Origin of the sequence: Dietzia sp. B44 (genome assembly GCF_014145245.1) — a bacterium.
Lineage (GTDB): Bacteria > Actinomycetota > Actinomycetes > Mycobacteriales > Mycobacteriaceae > Dietzia > Dietzia natronolimnaea.
The window spans coordinates 1-11944 of record NZ_JAALEF010000491.1 but is presented as its reverse complement, the minus strand read 5'-3'; the positions used below and the strand labels follow the sequence as shown (position 1 = coordinate 11944).

The window sequence follows — 11944 nt, the reverse complement described above, 5'->3', positions numbered from 1 at the left end:
TGGCGGCGGTGGAGGCCGCGCAGGCGGCGGTCGGGGCGACGCTCCGTGGCTGAGCCGACCGGGGTCCCGAGGGTCCTGTGCATCGCCGGTACCGACCCGTCCGGCGGCGCGGGCCTGCTCGCGGACGTCAAGTCCGTCGCCGCGATGGGCGGGTACGCGATGGGGGCCGTCACCGCGGTGACCATCCAGAACACCCTCGGGGTCAGCGGCGTACACGCGGTACCCGTCGAGACCGTGGTCGCCCAACTCGACGCGGTGGCGGACGACGTGCGGATCGACGCCGTCAAGATCGGCATGCTCGGCGAGGCCTCCCTCGTCGAGGCGGTGGGGGACTGGCTGCGTCGCCGGAGACCCCCGAACGTCGTCCTCGACCCGGTGATGGTCGCCACCACCGGGGGCAGGCTCGCCAGCGACGACGCCTCCCGCATGCTCCGCGACCTGGTCCCGCTCGTCGATCTGGTCACCCCCAACGTCCCGGAACTCGGTGTCCTGTGCGGGGAATCCACCGCGGGCAGCATCGAGATGATCGTGGAGCAGGCCGAACTCGTCCACGAGCAGACCGGGTGCTCGGTGCTCGCCACGACCGGCGATCTCGAGGACGGCAGTGCCGAGGACGTCCTCGTCCGCTCGGCGGGCGGGTGGCGCACGACCCTGCGACTCCCGTTCGTCCGGGTGGACACGCCGCACACCCACGGGACCGGGTGCTCGCTGTCCTCCGCCCTGGCCACTGCCCGGGTGGCGGCCGATGACTGGGAGGCCGCGTACCGGCGGGTCCGTCCGTGGATGGACGGCGCCCTCCGGGGCGGGCTCGATCTCGAGGTGGGCCGGGGGGCCGGGCCGCTCGACCACACCTGGTTCCTCCACCACTGATCGCCCGGGACCCGCCCCTCTGTCGTACACCTGTGCGAATATTCGGCTCATCACACAGCCGAGACCACCGGGAGTAGACCATGTCCACCACGCACACCGCCTCCGCCGGGTCCTCCGCCGCGAAGGCGCTCGACCGGGTCCGCAAACTGTTCGCCAAGGCCGAGAGCGTCGCCGGCACGCCGGAGGCCGAGGTGTTCCTCGAACGGGCCTACGGGTTGCTCGCGAAGTACGGCGTCGACGAGGCTCTGGCGAGATCGGGGCCCGATGCGCGACCCGCGGAAGTGACCGTGTTCGATCACGTGGTCGCCGGGAGATACCAGCCGGACCAGGTGGGACTGGTGGCATCGCTGGCCGCCGCGATGCACTGCCGGGCCGTCACCTCCACCCGCGGTGACGGCGCGAGGGTCGTCCACATCGTGGGGGTGCGTCGGCACGTCGAGCGGGTGGGGATGCTCGCCGGCGCGCTCACGGGGGTCATGCTCGCGGCGGCAGCGCACCAGCGGCCGGCTCCCGGCGTCTCGCCGGTCACGCACCGGAAGTCGTTCATGACCGGCTTCGCCTTCGAGGTGGGACGCCGACTGGCCGCGGCCGAACGCGGAGCCGTCGCCGGGAGCGGGGACGCGGTCGGGGCGGGACTCGTCCTGAGGTCGGACGCCCAGCGCGCGGATTCCGAACTACGGCGCCGTTTCCCCTCGGCGGTCCGTGGTGCACGGCGGAGGGTGGGTTCCTCGGGGATCGATGAGGGGCGTCGCGTGGGCGGATCAGTGGATCTCGGACAGAGCCGCTTCGGCGGGGGACGGCGTCAACTCGGAGCCTGACCGGCCCGGGATCGTCGCGGCCGGCACGTCGGTGTGCAAAAGATTGCAAGCTGATGCATACTTGTGCGCATGGCAATCAAGGTAGCGGTCGCAGGTGCGTCGGGTTACGCGGGAGGGGAGTTCCTCCGCCTGCTCCTCGGGCACCCCGCGCTGGAGTCGGGCGAGATGGAGATCGGAACCCTCGCCGCGGGGTCCAACGCCGGGCAGCCGCTGGTCGAGCACCATCCCCATCTCCTGCCGCTCGCGGAGCGCGTCCTGGTCGAGACCAGTGCGGACACCCTGGCCGGGCACGACGTCGTGGTCCTGGGACTGCCGCACGGGCACTCCTCGGAGATCGCCGAGCAGCTGGGACCGGACGTCCTCGTCGTCGACCTGGGTGCGGACTTCCGGCTGTCCGACGCCTCGGACTGGGAGGCCTACTACGGGTCCGCGCACGCCGGCACCTGGCCGTACGGTCTGCCCGAACTCCCCGGCGCGCGTGAGGCGCTGCGTTCGACCCGCCGCATCGCGGTGCCCGGGTGCTTCCCCACGGGGGCGAGCATCGCGCTGTTCCCGGCGGTGGCGGCCGGACTGGTCGACGCGTCGGGGATCACGATCGTCTCGGTCACCGGTGCCTCGGGCGCGGGGAAGTCCGCCAAGGTCCCGATGCTCGCCTCGGAGGTCATGGGCTCGGCAAAGGCGTACGGCGTCACGACCCACCGCCATGCGCCCGAGATCACCCAGAACCTGCGGGCGGTCACCGCGGCGCCGGTGTCGGTGAGCTTCACACCGGTCCTGGCCCCGATGGCCCGGGGCATCCTCACCACCGCGGTCGCCCCGACCACGGCGACGGCGGGGGAGTTGCGGCGGGTGTACGCGGAGGCGTTCGACCACGAACCCTTCGTCCACGTGCTCCCCGAGGGTGTGCAGCCGATGACCGCCTCGGTGCTCGGGTCCAACGCGGTGCAGCTCGGCATCGAGGTGGACGAGCGGGCGGGGCGCGCGGTGTTCACCGCGGCGATCGACAACCTCGCCAAGGGCACCGCCGGTGGGGCGATCCAGTCCATGAATCTGGCACTCGGACTGCCCGAGACGGCGGGGCTCAGCACGGTCGGCCTCGCCCCGTGAGTGCGGGCATCCTGTCCGGCGCGGTGTCCGGTGGCCGCACCCACGGTCTCGAATCGTGGTCCGATCCGGTGCGCAACGACGCGGTGTTCTGGGTGGCTCCCGCGGGCGCGACGGCCGTGTTGGAGGTCGAGGGCGAGGGGACCGACGCCGCGGAGTTGCGGTGGAGCACACTGAGCGCCGAGGTCCCGTCGATCCGCGCGGTCGTCCTGCTCGACGGCCCGGGCGCCGGAGTCCCCGGAGAGGACTTCACCTTCACGCACTCCGTCGCCGAGGACGTCGCCCGGATCGTCGGCTCCCGGTCGGGTTCCGAGGTCGGACCGATCGAGGTGCTCGTCTTCCGACCGGACACCGATCACACCCGGTGGCCGGAACCCGCACCCACGGCGGACGGGGTGGAGTTCCGGTTCCGCCACCGCGGCGGTGCCGACGTCCGCCTGACCCTGACCGTTCCCGACCAGCCCGGAGAGGCCTGACATGACCACCGAGATGAACGACGGGTCGACCGAGTTGACGCCGTTCGTCCGTGCCCACGTCCTCGCCGAGGCGCTGCCGTGGCTGCAGAAGTTCCACCACAAGATCGTCGTGGTCAAGTACGGCGGCAACGCGATGATCGACGGCCAGCTCAAGGCGGCGTTCGCGGCCGACATGGTGTTCCTCCGGACCTGTGGCCTGAAGCCGGTGGTGGTCCACGGGGGCGGCCCCCAGATCACGTCGATGCTCGGCCGCCTGGGGATGGAGGGCGAGTTCCGCGGGGGATTCCGTGTGACCACCCCCGAGGTCATGGACATCGTCCGCATGGTGCTGTTCGGCCAGGTCGGCCGAGAACTGGTGGGGCTCATCAACGCGCACGGCCCGTACGCGGTCGGGATCTCCGGAGAGGACGCTGGCCTGTTCACCGCGGTCCGACGGACGGCGATGGTGAACGGCGAACCGACCGACATAGGACTGGTCGGCGACGTCGAGTCGGTCGACCCCCGTGCCGTCCTGGACCTCATCGAGGCCGGCCGGATCCCCGTCGTGTCCACCATCGCCCCGGATGCCGACGGCACGGTCCACAACATCAACGCCGATTCCGCCGCCGGCGCACTGGCCACCGCGCTCGGCGCCGAGAAACTCGTCGTCCTCACCGACGTCGAGGGGTTGTACACCGATTGGCCGGACCGGTCCTCGCTGGTCACGCACCTCGGGACCGGTCCCCTCGAGCGGGTGTTGCCGTCTCTCGAGAGCGGCATGGTCCCCAAGATGGAGGCGTGCCTGCGCGCGGTGCAGGGCGGGGTGCGGGCGGCCCACGTCATCGACGGGCGCGTCGAACACTCCGTGCTGCTCGAGGTTCTCACCGAGGGCGGCATCGGCACCATGGTCACCGAGGGTGACCACGAGATCCGCACGCCGGCAGGAGGAGCGAGATGACCGGGACCGACACCATGTCCCTCACCGCACGGTGGGACAGCGCGCTCATGCGCAACTACGGCACCCCGCCGCTCGAGCTCGTCTCGGGCCGGGGCGTCACCGTCACCGCCTCGGACGGCCGCGAGTACGTGGACCTGCTCAGCGGGATCGCGGTCAACTCACTCGGTCACGCGCATCCGGCGGTCGTCGACGCGGTCAGTCGCCAGGTCGCCGAGCTCGGCCACGTGTCCAACCTCTACATCCACCCGACGGTGGTGGCGCTGGCCGAGCGCCTCGAGTCACTGCTGTCGGTGGACGAGCCCGTCCGCGCCTTCTTCTGCAACTCGGGCGCGGAGGCCAACGAGGCCGCGTTCAAGATCGCCCGTCGGACGGGGCGGTCGCGGATCCTCGCGGCGGAGAACGGTTTCCACGGCAGGACCATGGGCGCCCTCGCGATGACGGGTCAACCCGCCAAACGCGAGCCGTTCGAACCGATGCCCGCAGGGGTCGAGTTCTTCCCCTACGGCGACACCGCCGCGCTCACCGCTCTCGTCGAACAGGCTCCCGGGGACACGGCCGCCGTGATCGTCGAGCCGATCCAGGGCGAGGGAGGGGTCGTCGAACCCCCCGAGGGCTTCCTTGCCGACGTGCGATCGTTGTGCAGCGAGCACGGGATCCTCATGATCGTCGACGAGGTCCAGACCGGGATCGGTCGTACCGGGGCGATGTTCGCCACGCGGCGGGCCGGCGTGGTCCCCGACGTGATCACCCTGGCCAAGGGCCTGGGCGGCGGGCTGCCGATCGGCGCCTGCCTGGCGGTCGGTGCGGCCGGCGAGCTGCTCACCGCGGGCCAGCACGGGACCACGTTCGGCGGTAACCCCGTCGCGTGCGCGGCCGCCCTGGCCGTTCTCGACACGATCGAGTCCGAGGACCTGATCGCGCACGTCGACCGACTCGGGAAGATCATCGCCGCGGAGATCGAGTGCCTGGATCACCCGCTGGTCGACCACGTGCGGGGGAGGGGACTGCTGCTGGGCGTCGTGCTCACCGCCCCGCTCGCCAAGGCCGTGGAGGGGGCGGCCCGGGAGGCCGGGTACCTCGTCGGTGCCACTACCGCGGACGTGGTCCGACTCGCCCCGCCGCTCGTGCTGACCGAGGAGCAGGTCGCCCGGTTCGTCGCCGGGCTCCCGGGCATCCTCGACGCCGCCACCCCGAAGGAGGCCACCTCATGACCGCCGCATCGTCGTCGGTGCGGCACTTCCTGAGGGACGACGACCTCAGTCCCGCGGAGCAGGCCGAGGTCCTCGATCTGGCGATGCGGCTCAAGGCCGCCCCGTTCTCGGCCCGCCCGCTCGAAGGGCCGCGGTCGGTCGCCGTGATCTTCGACAAGACCTCCACGCGGACCCGGTTCTCGTTCGACGCGGGCATCGCCCAACTCGGTGGGAACGCCATCGTGGTGGACTCCGGATCCACCCAGATGGGCAAGGGTGAGACCCTCTCCGACACGGCGAGGGTGATGTCGCGCTACGTCGAGGCGATCGTCTGGCGCACCTACTCGCAGGACGGGCTCGCCGAGCTCGCCGCGCACTCGGACGTGCCCGTCGTCAACGCCCTGACCGACGAGTTCCACCCGTGCCAGATCCTCGCGGACCTGCTCACCATCCGCGAGAACTTCGGTCGCACCGCCGGCCTGCGCGCGGTGTATCTCGGCGACGGTGCGAACAACATGGGGCACTCGTATCTGCTCGGGTTCGCGACCGCGGGAATGCACATCACCATCGCCGCGCCGGAGGGATACCAACCGACGGGGCAGGTGGTGTCGGACGCCGAGCGCGTGGCGGCGGGGACCGGTGGCTCCGTGAGGATCACGACCGACGTCGACTCGGCGGTGGCCGGGGCGGACGTCCTCATCACGGACACCTGGGTGTCGATGGGGATGGAGGACTCGGCGACCGACCGGCTCCGCGACCTGGCCGGTTACCAGTTGGGCCAGGAGTCCGTCGACAGGGCGTCCGACGACGTGATCGTCCTGCACTGCCTTCCCGCCTACCGCGGCAAGGAGATCGCGGCCGAGGTCATCGACGGCCCCCGCAGCCGCGTGTTCGACGAGGCCGAGAACCGGCTCCACGCGCAGAAGGCGCTGCTCGTGTGGCTCATGGAGCGGTCGTGATGACGGTGGGGACGGTCAGCAGGACCGCCAGGCACGCCCGGATCGCCGAGATCCTCCAGCGCCGACCCGTCCGGAGCCAGACCGAACTGGCGGAGGCCCTGGCCGAGGAGGGCATCGCGGTCGCGGTGGCCACCCTGAGCCGGGATCTCGACGAGCTCGGGGCCGTCAAGCTCCGGGCCGCCGACGGAGGCGCGGGCCGTTACATCATCCCGGAGGACGGCAGCCGGGCCCCGGGGATCCCCGGGGGCACGGACAGGCTCGGCAGGCTGCTCGGCGACCTGCTGGTCTCGGCGGACCACAGTGGCAACATCGCGGTCCTGAGGACCCCGCCCGGCGCCGCGAACTTCCTGGCGAGCGCCCTGGACCGCGCCAACCTCGACGACGTGGTGGGGACCATCGCCGGGGATGACACCATATTCGTGATGGCCCGTGAACCCGTCGGAGGCGCCGAGCTCGCGGACCGGCTCGCCTCCCTCGCCCGCCGCCCACTCTGACATCCACGACCCGACCCCAGACCGTAGAGATCCGAACCATCAAGGAGCACACCATGTCCGATCGCGTAGTCCTCGCCTACTCCGGCGGCCTCGACACCTCTGTCGCCATCAGCTGGATCGGCAAGGAGACCGGAGCCGAGGTCGTCGCCGTCGCCATCGACCTGGGTCAGGGCGGTGAGGACATGGAGGTCATCCGGCAGCGCGCACTGGATTGCGGCGCCGTCGAGTCGATCGTCGTGGACGCCCGCGACGAGTTCGCCGACGAGTACTGCGCCCCCACGATCAAGGCCAACGGGATGTACATGCGGGAGTACCCGCTGGTCTCGGCGATCTCCCGCCCGCTGATCGTCAAGCACCTGGTCACGGCGGCCAAGATGCACGGCGGTACCTCCGTCGCGCACGGCTGCACCGGCAAGGGGAACGACCAGGTCCGCTTCGAGGTGGGCTTCGGTGCGCTCGCCCCGGACCTCGAGGTGATCGCCCCGGTCCGCGACTACGCCTGGACGCGTGAGAAGGCCATCGAGTTCGCGGAGCAGAACGAGATCCCCATCAACGTGACCAAGAAGTCCCCGTTCTCGATCGACCAGAACGTCTGGGGCCGCGCGGTGGAGACCGGTTTCCTCGAGGACCTGTGGAACGCCCCCACGAAGGACGTCTACGACTACACCGAGGACCCGACCCTCAACTTCGCCGCTCCCGACGAGGTCACCGTCACCTTCTCGGAGGGCATCCCGGTGGCGATCGACGGGCGCAAGGTCTCCGTGCTCGAGGCCATCGTGGAGCTCAACCGCCGGGGCGGGGCCCAGGGCGTGGGGCGGCTGGACATGGTCGAGGACCGGCTCGTCGGTATCAAGAGCCGCGAGGTGTACGAGGCGCCGGGAGCGATGATCCTCATCACCGCGCACAAGGCGCTCGAGGACGTCACCCTCGAGCGTGAGCTGGCGCGGTACAAGTCCGGGGTCTCCGACCAGTGGTCGAACGCGGTCTATGACGGCCTGTGGTTCTCCCCGCTGAAATACGCCCTCGACGCCTTCATCGACAACACCCAGCAGCACGTCTCCGGGGACATCCGGATGGTCCTGCACGGTGGTTCCATCGTCGTCAACGGTCGTCGTTCCGACTCCTCGCTCTACGACTTCAACCTCGCGACCTATGACGAGGGGGACTCGTTCGACCAGAGCTACGCCAAGGGCTTCGTGAACCTCCACGGTCTGAGTTCCAAGATCGCCGCCAAGCGGGACCTCGGGCTGTGAGCGACGCCGACCGGCAGGACGACCGGCACGGCACCAACGCCGGAGCACTGTGGGGTGGCCGCTTCGCGGGCGGGCCCGCCGAGGCGATGGCCGCACTGAGCAAGTCCACGCACTTCGACTGGGAGCTGGCCCCGTACGACATCAGGGCCTCCAAGGCCCACGCCAGGGTCCTGCACCGCGCGGGGTTGCTCTCCGGTGCGGACCTCGACGCGATGCTGGACGGTCTGGACCGCCTCGCCGCGGACGTGGATTCCGGCGCGTTCGGCCCGGCAGAAACGGACGAGGACGTGCACGGGGCCCTCGAACGCGGTCTGATCGACCGGGTGGGTGTCGAGGTGGGTGGGCGCCTCCGTGCCGGCCGGTCCCGCAACGACCAGGTCGCCACGCTGTTCCGGATGTGGTTGCGTGACGCGGTGCGTGAGGTTGCCGGGGGTGTGCTCGACGTGGTCGACGCGCTCGTGGCGCAGGCGGACGAGCACCCCGAGACCGTGATGCCGGGCAAGACGCACTTCCAGGCAGCCCAGCCGATCCTGCTCTCGCACCAGCTCCTGGCGCACGCGCAGCCGTTGCTGCGGGACGTCGATCGGATCCGCGACCTGGACCGCCGTCTCGCGGTGTCTCCGTACGGTTCGGGCGCTCTGGCCGGGTCGTCCCTCGGACTGGACCCGGACGCGATCGCGGCGGAGCTCGGCTTCGACCGCGCGGCGGACAACTCGATCGACGCGACGAGCTCGCGGGACTTCGCGGCCGAGGCGGCCTACGTCCTCGCGCAGATCGCTGTCGATCTCTCCCGTCTGGCGGAGGAGGTGATCGCCTGGTCGACCCCGGAGTTCGGGTACGTGACCCTGGCCGACGAGTGGTCGACCGGTAGTTCGATCATGCCGCAGAAGAAGAACCCGGACGTCGCGGAGCTGATGCGCGGCAAGACGGGTCGGTTGATCGGCAACCTGACCGGGCTGCTCGCCACCCTCAAGGCCCAGCCGTTGGCCTACAACCGGGACCTGCAGGAGGACAAGGAGCCGGTCTTCGACTCCGTCGCCCAGCTCTACCTGCTCCTCCCGGCGATGGCCGGCATGGTCTCGACCCTGACGTTCCACCCGGAGCGTCTCGCCGCGCTCGCCCCGGCCGGATACACGTTGGCCACCGACATCGCGGAGTGGATGGTCCGTCAGGGCGTGCCGTTCCGCGTCGCCCACGAGGCGGCCGGGGAGTGTGTGCGGGTGGCCGAGTCCCGCGGCGTCGGGCTGGAGGAGTTGACCGACGACGAGTTGGCGACCGTCGACCCGGCGCTGACGCCCGACGTCCGCGACGTGCTCACCGTGACGGGATCGATCGCGTCACGGAGCGCACGCGGCGGCACCGCCGGCACCGCCGTGGCCGAACAACGGCGGCGGCTGGGAGAGATCCGTGACGAGCTCGCCCACTGGGTAGGGTGAGCGCCATGTCCGTCATCGATGCCCGTCTGCTGGAGATCCTCGCCTGCCCCGAGGACAAGGGTCCGCTCCTCCTGGCGGGCGACGACACGCTCTACAACCCCCGCCTCCGCCGCGCGTACCGGATCGATGACGGTATCCCGGTCCTACTGGTGGAGGAGTCACGTCAGGTGGATGACGCCGAGCACGCGGACCTGCTCGCCGCCGCGGGCGCAGCTCCACAGGAGTGACCCGGCGGTACGCCGGGGCGGACCCGTTCCGCACGCTGCTCCGCGAAGCGGACCCGGCCGGGGCCGCGCGCGCACTGCTCGGGGGTGTCCTGACCCATGACTCCGTCTCGATCCGGGTGGTCGAGGTGGAGGCCTACGGCGGACCGGTCGACTCAGCCCATCCGGATCCCGCCGCGCATACCTGGCCGGGTCCGACCCCGCGAAACGAGGTGATGTTCGGCGACGCCGGTCACCTGTACGTCTACCTGAGCCACGGGATCCACCGGTGCGTCAACATCACCTGCCGGCCCGCGGGCGAGGGCGGCGGGGTACTGCTGCGCGCCGCCCGGGTGGAGGGCGGACACCGGGTGGTGGACGACCGCCGGCCCGGTATACCCGTGGAACACGCGGCCCGCGGGCCGGGGAATCTCGGCAAGGTGTTGGGTATCGATCTCTCCCACCGGGGAACGGATGTCCTCGACCCGACGTCGTCGGTCACCTTCCGTCCCGATCCGGTACCCGAGTCGCAGATCCGGTCCGGCCCCAGGGTGGGTGTCTCCCGTGAGGCGGAACGCCCCTGGCGGTTCTGGCTGGCGGGCGCCCGGGAGGTCTCCGCCTACCGGCGCAGTCCTCGCGCGCCGAGGGTGACGCACCCCGCCCCGTGGTAGCCCACCGCGTCGATGGGGAACAATGGCACGCGTGACTTCCAACATCCTCGAAGACCTGCAGTGGCGGGGGCTCATCGCGCAGTCGACCGACCTCGACGCGCTCCGTGCCCATCTCGACGAGGGCACCGTGTCGTTGTACTGCGGCTTCGATCCCACCGGTCCGAGCCTGCACGCAGGTCACCTGATCCCGCTTCTCACCCTGCGGCGGTTCCAGCTGGCCGGGCACCGGCCGATCGTGCTGGCCGGGGGAGCGACAGGGATGATCGGCGACCCCCGCGAGGTCGGGGAGCGCACCATGAACACCGCGGACACCGTGGCCGAGTGGGCCGAGCGCATCACCGGTCAGCTCGAGCTCTTCGTGGACCTCACCGAGGGGCCCGTGGGCGCGCGGGTGGTCAACAACATGCAGTGGACCGGTCACCTGACCGCCATCCAGTTCCTCCGCGACGTCGGCAAGCACTTCTCGCTCAACACCATGCTCGGGCGTGACACGGTCAAGCGTCGTCTGGACGGTGACGGGATCTCGTACACCGAGTTCTCCTACATGCTCCTGCAGGCCAACGATTTCGTGCAGCTGCGTCGCACCATGGGGTGCACGCTGCAGATCGGCGGCTCCGATCAGTGGGGGAACATCGTCGGTGGCGTCGATCTGAACCGCCGGATGGACGGGGAATCGGTGCACGCGATGACCGTCCCCCTGGTCACCTCGTCCGACGGGAAGAAGTTCGGCAAGTCGACGGGCGGTGGGAGCCTCTGGCTTGACCCGGCCCTGACCAGCGCTTACACCTGGTACCAGTACTTCCTCAACACCTCAGATGCCGACGTGGTCCGCTACCTGCGGTGGTTCTCGTTCCTGGGCCGGGAGGAGATCGACGAGTTGGACGCACTCACCCGGGAGAAGCCGCACCTGCGGGCGGCGCAGAAGCGCCTGGCCGAGGAGATGACCACGATGGTGCACGGGGTGGCGGCCACGGAATCGGTGCAGGCGGCGTCCCAGGCACTGTTCGGACGCGGAGAGTTGACCGAGCTCGACGAGCGGACCCTCCGTGCCGCGCTCGAGGACGCCGGCGCGGTCGAGCTGGGATCCGACGAGCCGAGGACGATCGTCGATCTGTTGGTCGCGTCCGGTCTGTGCGAGAGCAAGGGTGCGGCGCGACGTGCCGTCGGTGAGGGCGGCGCGTACGTCAACAACCAGCGCGTCGACGATGTCGAGTGGGCGCCCGCGACGAGCGACCTCCTGCACGGGGCCTGGCTGGTCCTCCGGCGCGGCAAGAAGAACCTGGCCGGGGTCCGGATCCACTGATCCGGGGGGGTAGGGGGAGACGGCGCCGGTACACACCGGCGCCGTCTCGCATTTCTCCCGTTGACCTGGCGATTTGCGTTTGGGTTCACGTCTGCGTAACTTATTGGAAGTCGCCGAGAGCGAGCCCGGACCGAGAGGCCCGAGCCGAGGCAGGTGGCGGTTTTCAGATGGTTGTGCGGACCCCGGTTTTGACTTGGTGGGTCTGTGTGGCTAGGCTGGAGAAGTTGCCC

13 protein-coding genes are annotated in these 11944 nt (G+C 70.5%); all 13 read left to right on the top strand.

Features of this window, described 5'->3' with window-relative positions:
- Positions 1-45: 45 nt before the first annotated feature.
- The 13 genes from thiD to tyrS all read left to right on the top strand — a co-directional run bounded on the left by thiD (position 46) and on the right by tyrS (position 11714).
- Positions 46-870 carry a bifunctional hydroxymethylpyrimidine kinase/phosphomethylpyrimidine kinase gene (gene thiD, locus G6017_RS14680; RefSeq protein WP_095717211.1) on the top strand — a complete coding sequence of 275 codons (825 nt, stop codon included), beginning with the start codon at positions 46-48 and terminating at the stop codon, positions 868-870.
- Positions 871-950: 80 nt separating this feature from the next.
- Positions 951-1688: a DUF2786 domain-containing protein gene (locus tag G6017_RS14675; protein WP_182618022.1), complete on the top strand. Its 738-nt coding sequence runs from the start codon at positions 951-953 to the stop codon at positions 1686-1688.
- Between the two features lie 69 nt (positions 1689-1757).
- Positions 1758-2795, top strand: a complete 1038-nt coding sequence (gene argC, locus G6017_RS14670) for an N-acetyl-gamma-glutamyl-phosphate reductase (protein ID WP_179525172.1) — start codon at positions 1758-1760, stop codon at positions 2793-2795.
- Entirely contained in the window at positions 2792-3268 is a 477-nt protein-coding gene (locus G6017_RS14665; RefSeq protein WP_182618020.1) for a hypothetical protein, read from the top strand. The genes argC and G6017_RS14665 overlap by 4 nt, the downstream gene beginning before the upstream one ends.
- Position 3269: 1 nt before the next feature.
- Entirely contained in the window at positions 3270-4205 is a 936-nt protein-coding gene (argB, locus tag G6017_RS14660) for an acetylglutamate kinase (protein ID WP_182618017.1), read from the top strand.
- On the top strand, positions 4202-5416 hold the full coding sequence (locus tag G6017_RS14655; RefSeq protein ID WP_182610495.1) for an acetylornithine transaminase: 1215 nt from the start codon (positions 4202-4204) through the stop codon (positions 5414-5416). Before argB ends, G6017_RS14655 begins: the two co-directional genes overlap by 4 nt.
- Positions 5413-6354 (top strand): ornithine carbamoyltransferase, encoded by a 942-nt coding sequence (gene argF, locus G6017_RS14650; protein ID WP_179525174.1) that lies wholly within the window; start codon positions 5413-5415, stop codon positions 6352-6354. Before G6017_RS14655 ends, argF begins: the two co-directional genes overlap by 4 nt.
- Positions 6354-6848 (top strand): arginine repressor, encoded by a 495-nt coding sequence (locus tag G6017_RS14645; protein ID WP_176474999.1) that lies wholly within the window; start codon positions 6354-6356, stop codon positions 6846-6848. The genes argF and G6017_RS14645 overlap by 1 nt, the downstream gene beginning before the upstream one ends.
- Before the next feature lie 53 nt (positions 6849-6901).
- Positions 6902-8101 (top strand): argininosuccinate synthase, encoded by a 1200-nt coding sequence (locus tag G6017_RS14640; protein WP_095717203.1) that lies wholly within the window; start codon positions 6902-6904, stop codon positions 8099-8101.
- Positions 8098-9537 carry an argininosuccinate lyase gene (gene argH / locus G6017_RS14635; protein ID WP_095717202.1) on the top strand — a complete coding sequence of 480 codons (1440 nt, stop codon included), beginning with the start codon at positions 8098-8100 and terminating at the stop codon, positions 9535-9537. Before G6017_RS14640 ends, argH begins: the two co-directional genes overlap by 4 nt.
- A 5-nt stretch (positions 9538-9542) precedes the next feature.
- Complete coding sequence (locus G6017_RS14630; RefSeq protein ID WP_179525175.1) at positions 9543-9764, top strand: Trm112 family protein; 222 nt, start codon at positions 9543-9545, stop codon at positions 9762-9764.
- The gene (locus G6017_RS14625) at positions 9761-10411 is read left to right on the top strand and encodes a DNA-3-methyladenine glycosylase (RefSeq protein ID WP_182618015.1); all 651 of its coding nucleotides are present in this window, start codon (positions 9761-9763) and stop codon (positions 10409-10411) included. The genes G6017_RS14630 and G6017_RS14625 overlap by 4 nt, the downstream gene beginning before the upstream one ends.
- A gap of 31 nt (positions 10412-10442) precedes the next feature.
- Positions 10443-11714: a tyrosine--tRNA ligase gene (tyrS, locus tag G6017_RS14620; RefSeq protein WP_311201625.1), complete on the top strand. Its 1272-nt coding sequence runs from the start codon at positions 10443-10445 to the stop codon at positions 11712-11714.
- Positions 11715-11944 lie beyond the last annotated feature (230 nt).